This window comes from Streptomyces sp. MMBL 11-1, from assembly GCF_028622875.1.
Taxonomy (GTDB): Bacteria; Actinomycetota; Actinomycetes; order Streptomycetales; family Streptomycetaceae; genus Streptomyces.
Genome location: NZ_CP117709.1, coordinates 2930639 through 2951134 on the forward strand (window position 1 = coordinate 2930639; position 20496 = coordinate 2951134).

General features: G+C 71.2%; 16 protein-coding genes and 1 pseudogene. 10 read left to right on the plus strand and 7 right to left on the minus strand.

Going from position 1 to position 20496, the window contains the following annotated elements:
- Positions 1-116: 116 nt before the first annotated feature.
- Positions 117-3650, minus strand: a complete 3534-nt coding sequence (gene mfd / locus PSQ21_RS12535) for a transcription-repair coupling factor (protein ID WP_274030571.1) — start codon at positions 3648-3650, stop codon at positions 117-119.
- 957 nt (positions 3651-4607) lie between these two features.
- On the opposite strand from mfd, the gene PSQ21_RS12540 reads away from it, so the two are divergent.
- The 3 genes and pseudogenes from PSQ21_RS12540 (at position 4608) to PSQ21_RS12550 (ending at position 7007) form a co-directional block, all read left to right on the plus strand.
- Positions 4608-5282: a helix-turn-helix transcriptional regulator gene (locus PSQ21_RS12540; RefSeq protein ID WP_274030572.1), complete on the plus strand. Its 675-nt coding sequence runs from the start codon at positions 4608-4610 to the stop codon at positions 5280-5282.
- A 207-nt stretch (positions 5283-5489) separates the two neighbouring features.
- Positions 5490-5696, plus strand: a pseudogene (locus tag PSQ21_RS12545) (hypothetical protein); the annotation flags it as partial.
- A 45-nt stretch (positions 5697-5741) separates the two neighbouring features.
- Entirely contained in the window at positions 5742-7007 is a 1266-nt protein-coding gene (locus PSQ21_RS12550; protein WP_274030573.1) for a hypothetical protein, read from the plus strand.
- 113 nt (positions 7008-7120) lie between these two features.
- Here PSQ21_RS12550 and PSQ21_RS12555 read toward each other — a convergent pair whose 3' ends face one another.
- Positions 7121-7501, minus strand: coding sequence for a peptidase inhibitor family I36 protein (locus tag PSQ21_RS12555; protein ID WP_274030574.1), 381 nt, complete (start codon positions 7499-7501; stop codon positions 7121-7123).
- Between the two features lie 548 nt (positions 7502-8049).
- On the opposite strand from PSQ21_RS12555, the gene PSQ21_RS12560 reads away from it, so the two are divergent.
- On the plus strand, positions 8050-8805 hold the full coding sequence (locus PSQ21_RS12560; protein ID WP_274030575.1) for a nucleotidyltransferase domain-containing protein: 756 nt from the start codon (positions 8050-8052) through the stop codon (positions 8803-8805).
- Between the two features lie 231 nt (positions 8806-9036).
- On the opposite strand, the gene PSQ21_RS12565 is transcribed toward PSQ21_RS12560, so the two are convergent.
- Positions 9037-11622, minus strand: coding sequence for an ABC transporter permease (locus tag PSQ21_RS12565; RefSeq protein ID WP_274030576.1), 2586 nt, complete (start codon positions 11620-11622; stop codon positions 9037-9039).
- Complete coding sequence (locus PSQ21_RS12570; protein WP_274030577.1) at positions 11619-12407, minus strand: ABC transporter ATP-binding protein; 789 nt, start codon at positions 12405-12407, stop codon at positions 11619-11621. Before PSQ21_RS12570 ends, PSQ21_RS12565 begins: the two co-directional genes overlap by 4 nt.
- A gap of 472 nt (positions 12408-12879) precedes the next feature.
- Between PSQ21_RS12570 and PSQ21_RS12575 the strand changes: the two genes are divergently transcribed.
- A complete protein-coding gene (locus PSQ21_RS12575) occupies positions 12880-14745 on the plus strand; it encodes an MFS transporter (RefSeq protein WP_443334383.1) in 1866 nt (621 codons plus the stop codon).
- A 372-nt stretch (positions 14746-15117) separates the two neighbouring features.
- Positions 15118-16215 carry a MarR family transcriptional regulator gene (locus tag PSQ21_RS12580; protein WP_274030578.1) on the plus strand — a complete coding sequence of 366 codons (1098 nt, stop codon included), beginning with the start codon at positions 15118-15120 and terminating at the stop codon, positions 16213-16215.
- 418 nt (positions 16216-16633) lie between these two features.
- Here the strand turns inward: PSQ21_RS12580 and PSQ21_RS12585 are convergent, their stop codons facing one another.
- Genes PSQ21_RS12585 through PSQ21_RS12595 form a run of 3 tightly spaced genes read right to left on the minus strand, consistent with a single transcriptional unit; the run spans position 16634 to position 18273 of the window.
- Positions 16634-17485: a helix-turn-helix domain-containing protein gene (locus tag PSQ21_RS12585; RefSeq protein ID WP_274030579.1), complete on the minus strand. Its 852-nt coding sequence runs from the start codon at positions 17483-17485 to the stop codon at positions 16634-16636.
- 25 nt (positions 17486-17510) lie between these two features.
- The gene (locus PSQ21_RS12590) at positions 17511-18041 is read right to left on the minus strand and encodes a DUF6879 family protein (protein WP_274030580.1); all 531 of its coding nucleotides are present in this window, start codon (positions 18039-18041) and stop codon (positions 17511-17513) included.
- Positions 18010-18273, minus strand: coding sequence for a hypothetical protein (locus tag PSQ21_RS12595; protein ID WP_274030581.1), 264 nt, complete (start codon positions 18271-18273; stop codon positions 18010-18012). Before PSQ21_RS12595 ends, PSQ21_RS12590 begins: the two co-directional genes overlap by 32 nt.
- 195 nt (positions 18274-18468) lie before the next feature.
- On the opposite strand from PSQ21_RS12595, the gene PSQ21_RS12600 reads away from it, so the two are divergent.
- The 4 genes from PSQ21_RS12600 (at position 18469) to PSQ21_RS12615 (ending at position 20416) form a co-directional block, all read left to right on the plus strand.
- Positions 18469-18609 (plus strand): hypothetical protein, encoded by a 141-nt coding sequence (locus PSQ21_RS12600; protein ID WP_274030582.1) that lies wholly within the window; start codon positions 18469-18471, stop codon positions 18607-18609.
- 127 nt (positions 18610-18736) lie between these two features.
- The gene (locus PSQ21_RS12605) at positions 18737-18871 is read left to right on the plus strand and encodes a hypothetical protein (RefSeq protein WP_274030583.1); all 135 of its coding nucleotides are present in this window, start codon (positions 18737-18739) and stop codon (positions 18869-18871) included.
- Positions 18868-19971 carry a methyltransferase domain-containing protein gene (locus tag PSQ21_RS12610; protein WP_274030584.1) on the plus strand — a complete coding sequence of 368 codons (1104 nt, stop codon included), beginning with the start codon at positions 18868-18870 and terminating at the stop codon, positions 19969-19971. The genes PSQ21_RS12605 and PSQ21_RS12610 overlap by 4 nt, the downstream gene beginning before the upstream one ends.
- 100 nt (positions 19972-20071) lie before the next feature.
- Positions 20072-20416: an ArsR/SmtB family transcription factor gene (locus PSQ21_RS12615; RefSeq protein WP_274030585.1), complete on the plus strand. Its 345-nt coding sequence runs from the start codon at positions 20072-20074 to the stop codon at positions 20414-20416.
- Positions 20417-20496: the final 80 nt, after the last annotated feature.

A 20496-nucleotide genomic window follows, 5' to 3' on the forward strand; every position in this document is an offset into this window, starting at 1 on the left:
CGGTGGGGACCGCGTTCAGGCGGCCCCCACCGGCGTAGCACCGCTCCGGCGCAACACATCGGCCCCGCCGGGTGAGCAAACCCGGCGGGGCCCGGTCGTCAGCGGATCCCCGGTACCTACGACCCCAGGATCGTCGTCAGGAACTCGCCCGTCCACGCCAGCAGTTCGCGGCCGATGACCGGCTTGCCGCCGATCCTGCCCGTCGTCGGGCGCGGGACCAGGATCTGGTGGGCGGCCGGCTTGATGACCGTCTTGGGGTGCAGGCGCTTCAGGCGCAGCTCCTGGGACTCGCGCAACTCCACCGGGGCGAAGCGGATGTTGGAGCCCTGGAGGACGATCTCGCCGACGCCGCAGGCGCGGGCCAGCATGCGCAGGCCGGCGACCAGGAGGAGGTTCTCGACCGGTTCGGGCAGCGGGCCGTAGCGGTCGGTCAGCTCCTCGCGGACCGCGCGGATGTCGTCCTCCGAGGAGGCCGAGGCGATCGCGCGGTACGCCTGGAGGCGCAGCCGCTCGCCGGGGGCGTAGTCGTGCGGGACGTGCGCGTCGACCGGGAGTTCGATCTTGACCTCCAGCGGCGGCTCCTCCTGCTCGCCGCCCTCCATCTGGGCCCGGTAGTCGGCGACCGCCTCGCCGACCATGCGGACGTACAGGTCGAAGCCGACGCCCGCGATGTGGCCGGACTGCTCACCGCCGAGCAGATTGCCCGCGCCACGGATCTCCAGGTCCTTCATCGCCACGTACATGCCCGCGCCCATCTCGGTGTGCTGGGCGATGGTGGCCAGGCGCTCGTGGGCGGTCTCGGTGAGGGGCTTCTCCGGGGGGTACAGGAAGTAGGCGTAGCCCCGGTCCCGGCCTCGGCCCACCCGGCCGCGCAGCTGGTGCAGTTGGGAGAGACCGAAGTTGTCGCCGCGCTCCACGATCAGGGTGTTGGCGTTGGAGATGTCGATGCCGGACTCGACGATCGTCGTGGAGACCAGGACGTCGAACTTCTTCTCCCAGAAGTCCACCACCACCTGTTCCAGGGCCGCCTCCGACATCTGGCCGTGGGCCGTGGCGATCCTGGCCTCCGGGATGATCTCGCGGAGGCGTGCGGCGGCGCGGTCGATGGACTCGACCCGGTTGTGGATGTAGAAGACCTGGCCTTCGCGCAGCAGTTCGCGCCGTACGGCGGCGCCGATCTGCTTCTCCTCGTACGGGCCGACGAAGGTGAGGACCGGGTGGCGCTCCTCCGGCGGGGTGGTGATCGTGGACATCTCGCGGATGCCGGTGACCGCCATTTCGAGCGTACGGGGGATGGGGGTCGCGGACATCGTGAGCACGTCGACGTTGGCGCGGAGCTTCTTCAGCTGCTCCTTGTGCTCGACGCCGAACCGCTGCTCCTCGTCCACGATGACCAGGCCGAGGTCCTTGAACCTCGTCTCGGAGGAGAAGAGGCGGTGGGTGCCGATGACCAGGTCGACGGCCCCGTCCTTCAGGCCTTCGAGGGTGGCCTTGGACTCCGTTTCCGACTGGAAGCGGCTCAGGGCGCGGACGTTGACCGGGAATTGGGAGTAGCGCTCGGTGAACGTGCCGTAGTGCTGCTGGACGAGGAGAGTGGTGGGGACGAGGACCGCCACCTGCTTGCCGTCCTGCACCGCCTTGAAGGCGGCCCTGACCGCGATCTCCGTCTTGCCGTAGCCGACGTCGCCGCAGACCAGCCGGTCCATCGGGACCGTCTTCTCCATGTCCTCCTTGACCTCGGCGATCGTGGACAGCTGGTCGGGCGTCTCCGCGTACGGGAAGGCGTCCTCCAGCTCGCGCTGCCAGGGGGTGTCCGCGCCAAAGGCGTGGCCCGGGGCGGCCATCCGGGCGCTGTAGAGCTTGATCAGGTCGGCGGCGATCTCCTTGACCGCCTTCTTCGCCCGCTGCTTCGTCTTCGTCCAGTCCGCGCCGCCGAGCCGGTGCAGCGTCGGGGCCTCGCCGCCGACGTACTTGGTGACCTGCTCCAGCTGGTCGGTCGGGATGTAGAGGCGGTCGCCCGGCTGGCCGCGCTTGGCGGGGGCGTACTCGACGAGCAGATACTCGCGGGTCGCGCCCTGGACCGTGCGCTGCACCATCTCCACGTACCGGCCGACACCGTGCTGCTCGTGGACGATGTAGTCGCCGACCTCCAGCGTCAGTGGGTCGATCGTCTTGCGGCGGCGGGCCGGCATCCGGCCCAGGTCCTTAGTGGCGGTGCGCTGGCCGGTCAGGTCCGTCTCGGTGAGCACGGCGAGTTTCAGCGCCGGGTCGACGAACCCCTGCTCGATGGCCCCGCAGGAGACGTGCACCAGGGACGGGGTGATCTCGGTCAGGTCAGCGTCGAGGCGGGCCGCGACGCCCTCGCCGCTCAGCACCTCGACCGTGCGGGCGGCGAGCCCCTGGCCCTCCGTCACGTACACCGTGCGCCAGCCGTCGGCCAGCCAGCCCTTGGTGTCGGCGAGCGCGCGGGCGGTGTCGCCCCGGTACGCCTCGGGGGCGTGCATGGAGAGCTGGAGGGTGTCGTCGTCGTGGTCGGCGGCGTCGGCCGCGAACGGTGAGATCGACCACCACATCATGCCCAGCTCGCGGGCCCGGTCCCGGACGTCCGCGATGCCCCACAGCGAGGCCGCGCCCACGTCGATGGGGGCCTCGCCGCCGCCCGCGCTCGCCGCCCACGACGCCTGGAGGAACTCCTGGCTCGTGGCGACGAGGTCGGCCGCCCGGGTGCGGACGCGCTCCGGGTCGCAGACGACCGCCATCGCGTCCTCCGGCAGGACGTCGAGCAGCAGCTCCATGTCGTCGACCAGGACGGGAGCCAGGGACTCCATGCCCTCGACCGCGATGCCCTCCGCGATCTTGCCGAGCAGTTCGCCCAGCTCCGGGTGGGCCTCGGCCAGCGTGGCGGCCCGCTCGCGGACCTGGTCGGTCAGCAGCAGCTCGCGGCAGGGCGGGGCCCACAGCCCGTGGGCCGCGACCTCCAGGGACCGCTGGTCGGCGATCTTGAAGTAGCGGATCTCCTCGACCTCGTCGCCCCAGAACTCCACCCGGAGGGGGTGCTCCTCGGTCGGCGGGAAGACGTCCAGGATCCCGCCGCGTACGGCGAACTCGCCGCGCTTCTCGACCAGTTCGACCCGGGAGTACGCGGCGGCCGCCAGTGCGTCCACCACCTCCCCCAGATCCGCGTTCTGTCCGCCGGTCAACGCGACGGGCTCCAGCTCGCCGAGCCCCTTGACCTGCGGCTGGAGTACGGAGCGGACCGGCGCGACGACAACGGAGACCGGGCCGGTCTCCGGGTCGTCCGCGCGCGGGTGGGCGAGCCGCCGCAGCACGGCGAGGCGGCGGCCGACGGTGTCCGAGCGGGGCGAGAGCCGCTCGTGCGGCAGGGTCTCCCAGGACGGGTACTCCGCAACCGTGTCCGGCGGCAGCAGCGTGCGCAGCGCGGCGGCCAGGTCCTCGGCCTCCCGGCCCGTCGCGGTGACGGCCAGCACGGTCCGGCCGGTCTGCCGGGCCAGCGCGGCCACGGCGAACGGCCGCGCGCCGGGCGGGCCCACCAGGTCGACGTGCGCCCGGTGCCCGTCTCCGGCTGCCTTCACCGCCTCGGCGAGCGCCGGGTCCGTAACGACGACATCCAGCAGACCGTGCAGACTCATGAAGTTTCCGTCCGGGGATCAGATCAGGGGGTACTGGCAGCGCGGGTTCCCTGGCAGCCGGCTGCTGCCAGGGGCAACGCGAAGGGCCCGACACGTCGGGGGTGCCCGGCGGATCAGGGACGGAAGGGGTCGCGGCGTCCGGTGCGGTGCGGTGCGCCGCGAGGCGCCGGAGCGTCCTCGTCGCGGAGCGATTCGGGCGTTCCGGCAGCGCGGCGAGGCGCCGTACCGGACATCGTGGCCCCGGCCATGATCCGCCGGGCACCCCCGGGGGCCGGGGGTTCCAGGGTACGACCCGGGGGTGACAACCGCGCTCGCAACGGGCGAGCGGGCACCGCCCGCACCCCTCGGCACGGCGGCCCGGGTTCCGTCCGCATCCCCCGGCACGGCGACCCGGGTTCCGCCCACATCCCCCGGCACGGCAGCGGCCCGGGTTCCGCCCACATCCCCCGGCACGGCAGCGGCCCGGGTTCCGCCCACATCCCCCGGCACGGCAGCGGCCCGGGTTCCGCCCACATCCCCCGGCACGGCAGCGGCCCGGGTTCCGCCCACACGTAGCGTCCGCCGCCCGCCCCGCCGCCGTCCATCCGCCCGTCGCGCCGGCACCGCCGCTCGTCGACGGTCGCGCGCCGTTCGTCTCCGTCCCGCACGCAGTTCCGTCGGGGATCCTCACAGGAGTGATCCCAGCGTCTAGTCTTTGCCCGACCATTGCACGGACACGCGGGCGAGTGTACGGCCGGGCGCGCCCCACATGCGGTACGGAGCACAGGGCACGGCGCACAGGGCACGGCGCACAGTCAACGGCACAGAGCACGGGGCACAGTCAAGGGCACGGGGCACGGGGCACGGGGCACGGGGCACGGTCAACGGCACGGCGGAGCGGGCGGCGGCACGGGGCGGACGGCGCGGGGCGATCCCCCTCGGCGCGCGCCCCCACGGCATGAGGCATCGGGGGCGTACGTGGACGAGAACGAGATGTCTGTCTTCGGGATCCCGGAGGCCGAGGAAGAGATCTACCGGCACTTCCTGCGCAACCCCGGCACCCGCGCCGAGGACCTCCACCTCCTGCCGGGCTCCCGGCCCCGGGAGGAGCGCGCCCGGATCGCCCGGCTCCAGGAGCTGGGGCTGCTGCGCGCCGAGGACGCCGAGCGGCGGATCTTCCCGGCCGATCCCGAGGTGGCCCTCACCCGGCTCGTGGACGTCCGGCTGCACGCGCTCCACCAGGAGCTGCGGGGCGTCACCCGATCGCGGCACGTCATTGATGGTCTACGCGCGGAGCAGGGGGCCCGTACGCCCGCTCCCGACACCTCGCGGGGCGCGCTCCTCGCCCACCGCAGCGGCCTGCTCTCCCACATCATTTCCCTGTTCGAACGCATCTGGGACCAGGCCGACGAGCTGTACCGGGCGAGCGACGGCACGGAGAGCGGCGCGGACGGCTCGGCCGCCCGGCCCTCCGGCATCGAGCGGCGGGTCCTGGTGGCGATGTGCACGGTGGGCAAGGACGAGGCGGGCGCGCGGGAGCTGGGGGTGTCGGTGCGAACCTACCGGCGGCACGTCGCCGATCTGATGCGGACGCTCGGCGCGGCCAGCAGGGTGCAGGCCGCGCTGCTGGCCCGGGAACGCGGCTGGATCTAGCGCGGCCGGATCTGGCCGTACTGACCCGTGAGGTCGGGGACGCGGCTGGACCTGGACCCCGTCCGAGCGGGACGGCTTAGCGGGCACGGGGTGGCGCCCGGTCCGAGCGATCCACCTCATGCTCGGGCGGCCTGGGACTGGCGCGGGTCAGGGCATGGCCCCCCGCGCCTACGACGCTCTCCACCGACCGCCCCGGCTGGAACGGGAGTCGGCGCCTTCGAGCGCGGCCACGACGACGGACCGGCGGCACGGTACGCCGACGCGGTGCGTGCCGGGGCGTGGGAGATCGGGTCGAAGGAACTGGTCAGGCGCATCACGGCGGCAGGTGTGCGGGGGCGAAGGGGCGGCCGACGCCGGAGTGGCGGACCACCGTCGGGGGCCGACTCGCGCGCCGCGTGCAACCCGGGCGGCTAGTCGGCGCACTTACCGGGGCGAGACCGTCTCCCGGAAGGAACCCGTATGCGGACCGCCCGTACCCGCCACCCGCTGCTCAAGGCCGTTGCCGCTGCCGCACTCTCCACCGCCCTGCTCACGTCACTGCCCGCGTCCGCGCAGCCGCGGAACACCGATGCCCCGGCCCGCTGGACGGCTCAGCCGCTGCCGTTCACCGACGCCAACCTCACGGACGCCGTGGGCGTGGCGCACGGGCGCACCCTGGCCGCCGGATTTGCCGTGCACAGGGAGGGCAAGGTGCACCGGTTCAGCCCGGTGGTGGCCGAACGGGTGTCGGCCGGGGGAACGTGGCGGCCCGTGGCAGCGGCGTCGGAGGCAGCGGGGAGCGTCAACAGCCGGGTCAACGCGATCGACGCGGACGGGCCGGACGACGTCTGGCTGGTGGGCGACGACGCCTCCGCGCTCGACGGGCAGATCTTCACCCAGCACTACGACGGTAAGCGGTGGAGCGTCGTTCCCGCCGCGTTGCCGGCCAAGGGTGAGGCGGGAGCACTGCTGGACGTCGACACGAGCACGGACGGCGCCTGGGCCGTGGGCTTCGCGCAGATCGAGGTGGCACGCACCTGGGACGAGGAGAAGGGTGGCTGGATCATCGAGTCCCGGAACTCCGGAATCGCCAGGCACTACGACGGGACCGGGTGGCGCGACGTACCGCTTCCCGAGCTCGGGGGCGACTACTGGTACCTGAATTCGGTGCGGGCGGTCTCGGCCGACGACGTCTGGGCGGCCGGATACGACGGGAACTCCGGTGGCCCGCTCCTCATGCATTACGACGGCACGTCCTGGAGCCAGGTCTCGGCCGCCGGGGTGACGGACCGGCCCGGCCACGCCCAGGGGCTCGCGGTCACCCCGGCGGGCGAGGTGTGGCTGGTGGCCGAGGACTGGGCCCCGGCCGACGGGACGACCCGGGCTCTGGTGGCCCGTTACGACGGGAAGCGGTGGCGCGCGGTCGAGGTGCCGGACGTCCAGGCCCGGCCCTTCGGAGTGACGGCCGTGCGCGGCGGCGGTATCGCCGTGGTCGGCCAGACGCTCGGCGAGCGACGCGATGCGCTGGCCTGGCGGTGGACGCCGACGCGGGCCGGGCTCGCCGACGGCTCGGGGACGGGCCGCTGGACGGTGCTCGCCCTGCCGCAGCCCACGACCACGGGCCCGTCCGAGAACTCGGCGAGCACGGTCGTCAGCGACGGGGCCGGCCTGACCGTCCTCGGCACCTCCGTCGTCCCCGGCTTCGAGCCGCAGCCGTTCGCGGCACTCAGGCGAGGCGGACGCTGACCCGGCCGGCCCTGAACCGCCAACCAGCCGACTGCCGTCGCGGGTTGTCGGCCTCCGCCTCTCGGCAGGCCCCCTGGCCGGCGTCCCGCGCCAGGGGGTAGCTGCGGATGGTGTCAGCAGATGACGTGGACGGCGTCGGTCCTGTTGTCCGCCGAGGCCGGGAGGGTGAAGCCCTGGCCGGGATTCGCATGGACGAGGTGCTCCCAGGCGCTGCCGTTCCAGTTCGCGAGGTTCACACGGTGACGGGTGCGGTTGAAGACGGACGTGGCCCGGTCACCGCCGCCCGCGAGACCGATGTTGTCGAACCAGCAGCCGTCCGTCGCGGTGTAGAAGCGCCCCACACCGCCTGCCTCGTCGTACAGGCAGATGTTGCCCGCCGGGCAGTCCCAGGCGGCCTGGGCGCCCGGTGCTGTCGGTGTCGCCGCGGCCGGCACGGCGGTCATGGTCAGTCCGGCGGTGAGAGCCGCAGCCAGCGCGGCAGCCTTGAACTTCATTACGCACTCCCCAAGCTTTCGGACTCCCCGAAACGGGTGTCCGCCTCCAGCGACCGGAACAGTTCCGGTCTGGTCACCTCCTCATACGCCGGGCAGCAGGCCGCCAAGCCTTCCGCCACCCGCACGGCAGTCAGAACCACCCCCACAGCCGAGCGCACGCACTCCCTGCCAGGCCGGCACGCACCGGTTGCACGCACCGGCTCGCGCACCGGCGCACACACACCCGCACCCATCACAGAATCCGCGTATCGGCTGAAGGCACTTCGCGCGGCCCGCACCGAACGGCGGCAGTCGCGGACCGGTCCGGCTCGACACCTGGATCAGCAACACCCGCAGCAGGCGGGAGAAGCTGAGCGACCAGCAGCACGAGCAGCTCGCCGCGCTCGGGGTGGCGTGGGCGACAGCGATCTGACCCCGACGGCGACCTGATCCGCCGCGGGGCCAGGGCCGCCCGGGGCCAGGCCACCCGGGGCCAGGGCCACCCGGGGCCAGGGCCGCCGCGGTGCTCGCTCTCAGCGGCCCTGGCCCGGCCTGGCACGATGGCGTCCATGAATCCCCAGCCCCACCCCTGCCAGGGGCTCGGTTCCGGCCAAGCAGCCGCAGACGTCCGTGCGGCTGCCCGACTCGTTGCCGCGCGCTATCCGGAAGCGACCGGCGCGGTGCTGGGCGGTTCCGCCGCCCGCGGTCAGTCCACACCGAGCAGTGACCTCGACATCACCGTCCTTCTCCCTGATCACGGCATGAGACGTCGTGAGGTGCTTCGTCACGACGACCGCTTGGCCGAGGTCTTCCTCAGCAGCCGCTCCGGCCTGCGAACCGCCTTCACGGAAAGCCGCACAACGCGCAGGGCCACCGCACTCTTCCTCTTCGCCGATTCCCTCGTTCTCCACGATGCCGACGGTCATGTCGAGGCGCTTCGTCAAGAAGCGAAAGCCCTGTTGGCAGCGGGCCCGGATCCTCTGACAGGGCCCGAGGTCGATGCCCAGCGAGCCCTGCTCACCGACCTCTTGGACGATCTCACCGACACCAGCCCCCACAGCGGCCCTCACGAACAACTGGCGGTCGCGGACCGCATCCTGCGCGAAGCGGCGCATTTGCTCACCGCGCACCACCGCACGTGGAACGGCGCCGGAAAATGGCTGCCCAGGCGTCTGAAAGCAGCTGATCCCCATCTCGGCCAGCACCTGCTCGACGGGCACCTCGCCCTGGCCAGACACGCGGACCCGACCCCGTTGACGACCTCGGTCATGCGCGTGCTGATTCTGACAGGCGGCCCTCTCCGCGAAGGCCACGTCGACCGCTGACACCCTTGAACACCGGCGTCGGAGCCACCGATACCAGCGGTCACGTGGTCTCGGCAGACCGAACAGAACCTATTGAGCTCTGCTGAGGCCCGAGGTTTCCCGGTGGTGTCCAGCGCGCCGGCCGGGGCGGGGAACGGGTTCGGCCCCGGGACGTTTGGAGGAACGTCCCGGGGCCTGCCGGTCATCCTACGGTGACGCCCGGAGGGTCACCGTCGCTGGGAAGGCACTGGCTCACCCGTCCGCAGCGATGGCGTTCAGGACGTTCATCCGGCCCGCCCGGAAGGCCGGGACGAGAGCGGCGAACAGTCCGACGAGGGCGGAGCAGGCGAAGACCGTGAGGATCGTCGGCCACGGGATCTCCAGGACCTCCAGGCCCTCCAGCGCCAGCAGCTTCTGGGCCGCGGTGCCCCAGCCCATGCCGAGCCCGAGTCCGAGCAGCGCCCCGAAGAGGGCAATGACCACGGACTCCAGCCGGATCATGCGGCGCAGCTGCCGGCGGGAGAGCCCGATGGCGCGCATCAGGCCGATCTCGCGGGTCCTTTCGACCACGGACAGGGCCAGGGTGTTCACCACACCGAGCACCGCGACGATGATCGCCAGGGCGAGCAGGCCGTACACGATGTTCAGCAACTGGCCGATCTGGTCCTTCAGGTCTTCCTTGAAGTCGGCCTGGTTCTGCACCTTGTAGACCGGGTACTCGGCCATCGCGCTCTTCAGGGCCGCGTACGCCTCCTTCTCCTTGCCCTCCTCCGCCATGCCGAACATGGCCACGTTCTGCGGCATGCTGTCGGCCGGGACGTAGGACGCCGCCGTGGTGAGGTTGGTGTACATCGCGCCGCGGTCGATGTTGGTGTCGTCGGAGGTGATGGCCGCGACCTTGAGCTTCGCCGTCTCCCCCGCCTTGAACGCGACGGTGAGGGTGTCGCCGACCTTGACCCCGTACTTCTGGGCGTAGTCCTCGCCGACGGACATGGCGTTCTTGCCGTAGGCCTTCGAGAGGTCGCCGGAGAGCACGGTGCGCCGGACGTCCTTCTGGTACGTCGGGTCGGCGGCGGTGATCCCGTCGTCCTCGGTCTTGCCGTTCGGGGCGGTGATCTTCGCCTTGACGAAGGTGTAGTCGGTCATGTGCTCCAGGCCGGGGACGGCGCGCATGGCGTCGGCGGCCTGGGGCACGATCGGGCGGCCGGTGCTGCTGTCCTGGACGATGAAGTCCGCGCCGACCGACTTGTCGAGCTCCTCCGTGGCCGAGGCCACCATGGAGGACCCGACGACGGACAGGCAGGCCACCAGGGCGAGCCCGATCATCAGGGCGGCTCCGGTCGCTCCCGTACGCCGGGGGTTGCGCAGGGCGTTGCGCTCGGCCAGCCGGCCGACCGGGCCGAAGAGCCGCAGGACGACGACGCTCAGGGCCCGCACCACCACACCGGCCAGGAGCGGGCCGATCACGATGAAGCCGATCAGGGTCAGGAGCACGCCGAGGGCGAGGAACATCGAGCCTTCGGTGGCCTTGTCCGCCTGGGCCGTCGCCCACAGGGACGCACCGCCCGCTGCCGTCAGGACCAGGCCGATACCGGCCCTGATCCAGCCGGACTTGCCGTCGGCGGGGGTCCCGGCGTCACGCAGCGCGGCCATCGGGGAGACCTTGCCGGCCCGGCGGGCCGGGATGTACGCGGCGAGGACGGTGACGACGACGCCGAGCACGAGGCCGATCGTCGGGGTCGTCCAGGCGACGGTGAGGTCGTCGGTGGACAGCTCCATGCCGACGGCGCCCATGGCCTTCATCAGCCCGACGGCGAGGCCGACGCCGGCCGCGACGCCGAGCACGGAGCCGACGATGCCGAGGAGGACCGCCTCCACCAGCACGGACCGGTTGACCTGCTTGCGGCTGGAGCCGATGGCCCGCATCAGGCCGATCTCACGGGTCCGCTGGGCGACCAGCATCGAGAAGGTGTTGACGATGAGGAAGATGCCGACGAGGAAGGCGATTCCGGCGAAGCCGAGCATCGCGTACTTCATGACGTCCAGGAAGGAGCCCATGGAGTCCTTGTTGGCGTCCGTGGCTTCCTGCTGGGTCTGGAGTTTGTACGCGGCCGAGCCGTCGAGGACGGCGGCCACGTTCTTCTTCAGCTGGGTGTCGCTGACGCCGCTCTCCGCGCTCACCAGGATCTGCGTGAAGACGTCGGGGGCGCCGAGCAGCTGCTTCTGGGCGGTGGCGGTGTCGAGGTAGACGACGGCCGCGCCCGGGTTGGTGACGGTGAAGGACGCGATGCCGCTGATCTTCGCCTTCATGTCACCGGTGGCGGCGATGATGCGCAGCTCGTCGCCCATCTTCAGCTTGTGCTTCTTCGCGGTGTCGGCGTCGACCATCACATCGGTGGGGCCGCGCGGTGCGTGTCCGGAGGTGATCTCCATCGAACGCAGGTCGTTCTCGGTCCAGTTGCCCGCGATGGTCGGGGCTCCGGTGTCGGAGCCCATGTTCTTGTTCTCGCTGTCGACGACGGTGACCGCCATGGAGAAGGCGGCGCCCTCCGCCTTCTTCACCCCGTCGGCCTTCGCGACCTCCTGGACGACGGAGGCGGGCAGCGAGGCGGGCTTGCCGTTGTCGGGCTGCTCGTCGTTCTCGTCGGACGTCTTCGGGCTGACGGTGACGTCGGGCGAGGTCACCGCGAAGAGCTTGTCGAAGGTGGTGTTCATCGTGTCGGTGAAGACGAGCGTGCCGCAGACGAACGCCACGGACAGCAGCACCGCCACGGCGGAGAGGGCCATCCGGCCCTTGTGCGCGAGGAAGTTGCGCACCGAGGTCTTCCAGACAGTCATGACGTCCGCCCACGTGCGTCGAAGTGCTTCATGCGGTCGAGGACCTGGTCCGCGGTCGGGTTGTACATCTCGTCGACGATGGAACCGTCGGCGAGATACAGCACCCGGTCCGCGTAGGACGCGGCGACGGGGTCGTGGGTGACCATGACGATGGTCTGGCCCAGCTCGTCGACCGACTTGCGGAGGAAGGACAGGACTTCGGCCCCGGCGCGGGAGTCCAGGTTCCCGGTGGGCTCGTCACCGAAGATGATCTCCGGCCGGGCGGCGAGCGCCCTGGCGACGGCGACGCGCTGCTGCTGACCCCCCGAGAGCTGGGTGGGGCGGTGCTTGAGGCGCTCGGCGAGCCCGACCGTCTCCACGACCTGCTGGAGCCAGGCGGCGTCGGGCTTGCGGCCCGCGATGTCCATCGGCAGCGTGATGTTCTCGATCGCGTTGAGCGTCGGGAGCAGGTTGAACGCCTGGAAGATGAACCCGATCCGGTCACGCCGGAGTTGGGTGAGCTTCTTGTCCTTGAGCTTGGTGATCTCGGTCTCGTCGAGATAGATCTCGCCCGACGTCACCGTGTCGAGACCGGCCAGGCAGTGCATCAGGGTCGACTTGCCGGAGCCGGACGGGCCCATGATCGCCGTGAACTGCCCGCGGGCGATGTCGACGTCGACATGGTCGAGCGCGACGACCCGGGTCTCCCCGGTGCCGTACGCCTTCACGACCTGCCGCGCTCGCGCCGCGACGGCCGTACGCCCTCCAGTGCCCCCGTGCCTGGGAATGGTCACAGCCGTTGTCACGGTATTTCTCCTATGTCGGTCGATGACTGGACGTCATTGGGTACGGTCCGAGTCTGGGTTCTGGACGGTGTCCGGCGCGATGGTGCCCAGCGCAGTCTTCAGGTGGGGTTTTCCCCACCCGCCCCCCTGCGGTGGGCCGTAGTCGATGTCTCGCGGCGACGTAAGAACAGGTTAAGGAAACGCCCCCTGCCGCCACGTCCTCCGCCGGGAGGAACGGGCCCTGGCCACTATGAGGGGGCACCCCCTAGGGGACTCGTCCCCCAGGGGGAGGCGAGGTCAGGGACACCGTTCGGCCCGGCGGGACCACGGTCGGGGCCGCCGCCCAACCGGAACGCCAGGGTCCGTCGGGACCCCTTCCCCACCCTGCTCCTTCCCCTCTCCGACCCCTCAACCGTTCTCGTCGTCCCGCCCCGTACGGCGCTCCCGGATGAGACAGTGCCCCGGGAGATACGTGCATAGGGAAGGAAACCCGGTGAGCGGCTCGGACGGCAAGAGCGACGTGGGCACGGACGGCACAGCGGCGGACTCCACCCCCGGCGCGGGCTCCGCCTTCGGCGCGGGTACGGGCCTTGGCGCGGGATCGGGCGCCGGCGCGGGCTCCACCTCCGGTGCGGGCACGGGCCCCAGCGCGGGTACGGGTCCCGGCGCGGACACGGGACCCGGCGCGGGCTCCACCTTCGGCGCGGGCACGGGTCCCAGCGCGGGCGCCAACGGGGAGGCGGTTACGGACGGGAAGGCGGATACAGGCGGGCACGCGCATACGGGCGGCGACGGCACGACCACGCCGCCCGCGCTCACCACCCCCCGGGGCCGCCGCCCCGTCGTGGCGGCGCTCATGCTCGGCATGGCGCTGGCGGCCATCGACGGCACCATCGTGTCCACCGCCGTCCCCCAGATCGTCGGCGACCTGGGCGGGTTCACCGTCTTCTCCTGGCTCTTCTCCGGCTACCTGCTGGCCGTCACCGTCACGCTCCCCCTGTACGGGAAGCTTTCCGACACCTTCGGCCGCAAGCCGGTCCTGATAGCCGGGATCGTCCTCTTCCTGATCGGCTCGGTCCTCTGCGCGGCCGCCTGGAACATGGCCGCGCTCATCGCCTTCCGCATCGTCCAGGGCCTGGGCGGCGGCGCCCTCCAGGGCACGGTCCAGACCATCGCGGCCGACCTCTACCCGCTCAAGGAACGCCCGCGCATCCAGGCGAAGCTCTCGACGGTCTGGGCCACCTCCGCGGTCGCCGGGCCCGTGGTCGGCGGACTGCTCGCCGGGTACGCGGACTGGCGGTGGATCTTCCTGATCAACCTCCCGGTCGGGGCGGTCGCCCTCTGGCTGGTCGTCCGCCACCTCCACGAACCCGCCCGCCCCCGCCCCGCCGCCCGGCCCCGCGTCGACTGGGCGGGCGCGCTCGCCGTCTTCGCGACCGGCGCCCTGCTGCTCACCGCGCTCGTGCAGGGCGGCGTCGTCTGGCCCTGGCTCTCGGCGCCCTCGCTCGGACTGTTCGGGGCGAGCGCGGTGCTGGCCGCGCTCACCGTCGTCATCGAACGGCGGGCAGCGGAGCCGATCATCCCGGGCTGGGTGTGGCGTCGGCGCACCATCGCCTCGGTCAACCTGGCGCTCGGCGCGCTGGGCCTGCTGATGGTCGCGCCGACCGTCTTCCTCCCCACGTACGCCCAGTCGGTGCTGGGCCTCGGCCCGATAGCGGCCGGGTTCGTGCTCTCCGTGATGACGCTGAGCTGGCCCGTCACGGCGGCCCTGTCCGACCGGGTCTACAACCGCATCGGCTTCCGCCTGACCGCGATCATCGGCATCGGCGCGGCCCTGCTGATCCTGCTGGCCTTCCCTCTTCTCCCCTACCCCGGCGAGCCCTGGCACCCGGCCCTGCTCATGCTCCTGCTCGGCGCGGCCCTCGGCTTCTTCCAGCTCCCCCTGATCGTGGGCGTCCAGTCGACGGTCGGCTGGGCGGAGCGCGGTACGACGACGGCGTCCGTCCTCTTCTGCCGCCAGGTCGGCCAGAGCATCGGCGCGGCGGTCTTCGGGGCCGTCGCCAACGGCGTCCTGGCCACCCGCCTCCTCGACGCCCCGGTGACCGGCCTCCCCGACGACCTGGACGCGGTTGCCCGCGCCCTGGAGGACCCGGGCGCCCTCTCCGCGGCGGCGACGGACTACCTGCGCCGGGCGGTCGACGCCGCGGTGGACCACGTCTACCTCGGGGCCGCCGGCGCCGCGGCCCTGGCCCTGCTCGCCCTGATCACCCTGGCCCCGCGCCGCTTCCCGGTCGTCACGGAGGCCGCCGAAACCTCCAGGACCACCGGGGCGGCCGACCGGCAGGACAGCCCCTCCTAGACGCGGCCTGCCCATACGCTTCCCGAAGCTCGGGCCCTGGGCTTCGGGCTTCGGGCTTCGGGACGGTCGGTTCACTCTTCCGGGGGTACGTGCATGGGTCCCCGGCCCGAAGCTCGGGTGCCGGGACTCGGGCGTCGGGATGCGGGACCCGGGATTCGAGCGCCTTCTTTAACCGGTAGGCAGAAGAAGGGGTTTGGGAAAACCTCCCCTACCTCCCCACCTCCGGAACGGTCAGCAAGTATGACTAATCGTGACAGCTTGCGGCACAGCGTCACGACTGCTTACGGTGCGAGAACCAAGCGACCCCGACCGGTGTAGGAAGCACCAGGCCGGGGTCTCACCGCAAGATCGATCACCTAGAAAGCCGATCCCATGGCTACCAAGCACCCTAGCCCTGCCCCGCACACCCCCGCACGCTCCGCCGCGTACCCAATGGCCAAGCCCGGCTACGGCAAACGCTCGGCACCGGACCAACAGGCCCGCACCCGGAACGACTTCGCGCTCCTGCCGACACGGGAGCGGTATGTCGCCGGGTTCGTCGACCACCTCCCCGAGGGCGCGGCGATGAGCGTCAAGACGCTGGCGAAGCAGCTTCCGCTCTACGGCCAGCAGGCCATCTCCACCGCCCTGAACTCCCTGTCCGTCGCCGGACACTTACGCCGCGTCCGGTGCCCGGTCGTCGGAGCGGGCGACGAGACCCGCTGGGTCTTCCGCACGTTCTGGTCCCGCACGGCCCGCGACAACGAGTGGTGGAACGCCTACCTCGCCACCGAGAAGGCCGCGCTGGCCGCAGCCCCCGCACCGGAGGCGTCCGCGCTCGACACGACGCCGCAGCCACCGTGGGCCCCGGCCGAGGAACCGCCACCGCTGCCCGCCTCGGAGGGGCACAGTACGGAACAGGCCCCCGAGCCCACCGCCGTACCGCACCAGCGCACCCCGGCCCCCGACCGGCCCCCCGCCCCAACTTCACCTGCACCGCCAGCGGTTACCCCGACGCCCCAGCCCTCCGAAGCCGACCGTTCTCCCGCCTACCTCGCCTTGGCCCGCCTCGGCCGCGACGACCACCGGCTCACCCTCTCCGCCGACGACTGCGCCACGCTGGAACCACAAGCAACGGAATGGCTCGCACGCGGCGTAAGCGTGGACTACCTGGCCCACGCCCTGACCGCAGGCCTCCCCGCCCAGGTCGACAGCCCCCTCGGCTTCCTCCGCCGCCGCCTCAACGACAAGATCCCACCCCAACTCCCCATCGACAACGCCCGACCAGCCGCCCCCGCCCCAACCCGCCGCCTCCTCATGGAATGCACGGACTGCGGCCGCCCCGGCCGGCCGGAAGCCCTCCCGGACGGCCTCTGCCGCCCCTGCCGCACCGCCCACTCACCGGCAGACGTAACCCCGCCCCACCCCGCCGAGATCGCCGACACCAAGGCCCACATGAGCAACCTCCGCGACCTGCTCAAACCCGTCTGAGCCCGAGCGCCACGATCCACTCGCACCCCCGGCCGACAGAAGCCACGGGCAAAAGCGCACGACGGGACACCGAACCTCCCGCAGGGCAACTTCGCACCTCCGCGAGATCCCGAACACCACGACGAACGCCCTTCCCCTTACAGAGAACGAGATACCGCACCCGCCCGGCGAAGGGCAGAATCACCCCTGCACCTGCCCAACCTCAGGCCAGAACGGTTCGCCACATCGAGGAGATATGCCCGTTTCTCAAGAAGTGGATAAAAACAGCCCCTCGGGCCCATAAACCCGCAGGTCACGAACTATGGTCCCCGCGCACGCGGGGGTGGCCCCGCCTAATCGCGCCCCCCTGCATCCCCTGAGGTGGGGTGTTGCGACGGCTGCTGGAAAAGGAAGTTGCTGGTGGGGGTCATGCCCGGGGTCAGCCGAGGGAGTCGATGGCCTTCACCACCAGGGCCCGCGCTGCCGCGCCATACACCGCGGTCTGCCGCAGCTCCTCGAACGCTCTCGCGTACAGGGCGATCTCGCTGGGCTGGGTAATGCGGACCCGGGCCGAGACCAGCTCGACAGAGACGAGGGAGTTGTCGTAGAGGTGGAACGTCTCGCGCGGCCACTGCTCGCGGTGCGCCGTCTTCGGGATGATGCCGAGGGACACAGCGGGGAGGGCTCCGGCGGTGAGGAGGTGGCCGAGCTGGGCGGCCATCGCGTCGGCGTCGCCGATCCGGTAGTGGAGTACGGCCTCCTCGATGAGCAGGACGAAGCGGTGGCCCCGCTCGTGAATGACGCGCGAGCGGTCAACGCGGGCGCGGGCGGCTTCGGCGCTGTCATCGACCGGCAGTTCGCGGAACCGGGCGCTCATCGCGAGAACGGCAGCCGCGTACCCCTCGGTCTGGAGGAGGCCGGGGACGAGCGAGGAGGAGTAGACGCGGAACAGCTCTGTCTGTCGGAAGAAGGTGACGGAACTGTTCTGCAACTGCGCGAGTCCGTGTCGGACCTGGTGGCGCCACTCCGTGTACATCGATTCGGCGTGGAGCGACTGAGCGATGAGATCTTCGGCCAAGGCGTCCGCGCCGGCGGTCCGGCACCAGCGGCGGATGTCGCTGGCGGAGGGGGCGGTGCGGGCGTTCTCGATGCGGGACGTTTTGGCGTGGTGCCAGCCGCACCCGGCGGCCAGCTCGGTGACCGTCAGCCCGGCTCCTTTGCGCAGGTCACGCAATCGCTTTGCGACGACTTCGCGCGCGGCCTGGGCCGAGGAGGAGGGGGATGTGGTCATGTGCTGGCCTGTCCAGGTGCGGTCGTCAGCGGATCTCGTACTGATCGTGCGCTACGCCTCGGCCCCACACGGCTTCGAACGCCTCGCCGCACAGCTTCACTGCTGACGGGTCGGTAGTGTGCTCCGGGCCTTGCGACGAGCCGTCGCCGGCGAAGTGGTTCCACCGGACGAGGCGGTCGTCGAACAGCCAGAAGTCGTTGCCGGGCAGGGCGATGTCGGAGGCGCGGCGGCGGGGCAGCCACCGCACCTGCTCGCCGGCCTCGATGTTCGTGAAGGTGCCGGAGTGCTCGTAGCGGATGTACTCGCTGAGGGGCTCGGACACGATGCGGGCCCGGCGGATGACGACACCGCGGCCTACAGTCTCGGCGACCAAGTCGAGCCAGGGCCGCCACCAGGACGCGCGGTCTGCTGGGTCATGGCGGAAGCCGGCGCGCCATTCGGCGAACGGGCCCTTCTCCTTGTCGACGGCGTAGACGTCCCGCATCTCCAGGTGCACAGCGGACCGTTCACACTGGGCCAGGAGGTCAGCGAACGTGGTTGGCACATTCGAGGGCATCACACGCCTCCCTGATCATGTCCACCATCCTGGCGGGGATGCGGACCACGGCTTCGGTGTCCGGGATTCCTACGGCGTGCCCGGGGAGTTCGAGGGCGGCGCACTCGGCTTCGAGTTCGGGGCTCGGCTTCCACCCCTGAAAGACGAGCTCGCCCTTCCCCTGGTCGATCCACACGGTTGGGCTCTCGTCGTCGCCGGTCTGCGGGTCGATTCCGATGAACTGTAACGACATGTGGCACCTCCGGCTGAGGGGTGTGCGGTTGTGTGCAACACCGTCAGGCACAGCCAGGGTGAGGTCAAGAGGGCGTTCCTGGGGGTGCCCCCGAAGGGGTTCGAGTGCACATATCTGCACATGGCTGGTGTGCGCGCCCAGGCGGTCCCTACGGTCTGGCGTATCTCACCGACTGCGACGGGGGTCATACCCGTGATGACGATCACGGTGTACGAGGTGGGCCGCGACGGGCTCACTCTCATCGTGCGCGAGGAGGCAGAGGTCGTGCCCCTCGAACAGCCGGAGTCCTCGCACCAGTTCCCCGCCTTCGAGTGCCCCGGGTGCCAGACGCCCTGACGATGACGTGGTGCTACGCCGATGGCGGCATGCACCCCCGGTCCTGGACGACACCGGCGCCCATTGCTCTGACCACAGCGTGACCCTGCTCCGGCACTGCCACGCTCCCACCCACGAAGGAGACAGGATGACCACGCACACCGCACAGGCCGACGATGGCAAGCACGGCGGAGAGCCGTCGGACAAGCCCTGGGTGCCGGACCCCGCCCCGGCCCCGTCGCCGGACGGAAGCCGCCCGCAGAAGCACAGCCCGCAGTCATGAGTACGGCACAGCATGGGGTGCCCACCTACGCCGCACTCGTGCAGGGCCTCGCCCACCGAGGGTTACTCAGCCCGGAGTGGCGGAAGGTCTGGGACGCCGTGCCGCGCGCCGACTACATTCCGCAGGCCGTCTGGCGGCAGCTCCCGGACCGGTGTGAACCGGTCATCGGGACGGACGACTGGGCGGCGCTGGTCCACTCCGACGAGCCGGTCGTCACGCAGCTCGACGACGGGATCGAGGGTGGGCCCGGCATCGCGACGTCGTCGAACTCCATGCCGTCGATGGTGGCCCGGATGCTCGGGCTCCTCGGCATCGAGGACGGGCACCGCGTGTTGGAGATTGGCACAGGGACCGGGCATATTGCCGCGCTGCTCTGCGAGCGGCTCGGCGAGGAGCAGGTCTATAGCGTCGAGCTGGACCCCGTGCTGGCTCAACAGGCCGCGGATCACCTTGCCAGGGCCGGATTCCGGCCGCGTCTGCACGTCGGTGACGGCGAGCAGCAGCTCCCCGGTATCGACCCGGTCGACCGCCTGATCGCCACGTGTGCCCTCCGGTACGTCCCGCACACCCTGGTCCGGCAGGTGCGGCCCGGCGGCGTCATGGTCGCCCCGCTCGCCCGCGACTTCTGGTCCGGCGCACTGGTCCAGCTCCACGTCCAGGACGACGGAACAGCAATCGGGCCGGTCCGCGGGTCGGCGATGTACATGCCGATGCGCTCGCACCGCCCGGTCGAGCACCAGATCAGGGGCAAAGGCCGGCAGCGCGCCGCGGGCCTCGACCCCGCCCGGATCCTCGACCTCGGGTTCGCCCTGTACGCGGGGGCCCGCCTGCCCGGCGTCCGGGTCAGCGGCACGGAGACCCCGGACGGCGCCCGAGTGTGGGTGAGCCACAAAAGCGGGGCTGCCGCCGCCACGGCGACAGGCGAGGCCGTGTGGCAGTACGGGCCTGGCCTGATGTGGGAAGAGATCGAGACGGCATGGCGGGAGTACGAGCAACTCGGCAGCCCGGACCCGGGACAGTTCGGGCTGACCGTGACCGACCGCGGCCAGCAGACGTGGCTGCGTGACCCTCTTGCAGTGATCGAGGCGAGGCGCGGGTAGAGCCGTCCCTCAAGCGAGCGCCCGGCGGGATGCGTTTCCGGCCGGGCGCTCTGCTGCTGCTCCGCGACGAGCTGGGAGACCAGGGAGCCGAGAGCGGGGCATGGCGGACGATGTCTTCAAGGCCCTCGCCGACCCCACCCGGCGGCGCATCCTCAACGAGCTGACCGAACGGAACAGTCAGACCCTGTTCAAGATATGCGCGCGACTGACCACCAGACACGGCCTGGGCCTGTCCCGCCAGGCGGTCAGCCAGCACCTGGCCGTCCTGGAACCGAACACGACGATGAACGCCCTTCCCCTTACAGAGAACGAGATACCGCACATGCCCGGCGAAAGGCAGAATCACCCCTGGACCTGCCCGACTCCAGGCCAGAACGGTTTGCCACATCGAGGAGATATGCCCGTTTCTCAAGAAGTGGATAAAAACAGCCCTTCGGGCGCATAAACCCGCAGGTCACGAACTATGGTCCCCGCGCACGCGGGGGTGGTCCCGGTGGAGCCATATCGAACTCGAAGAGCTCGGTA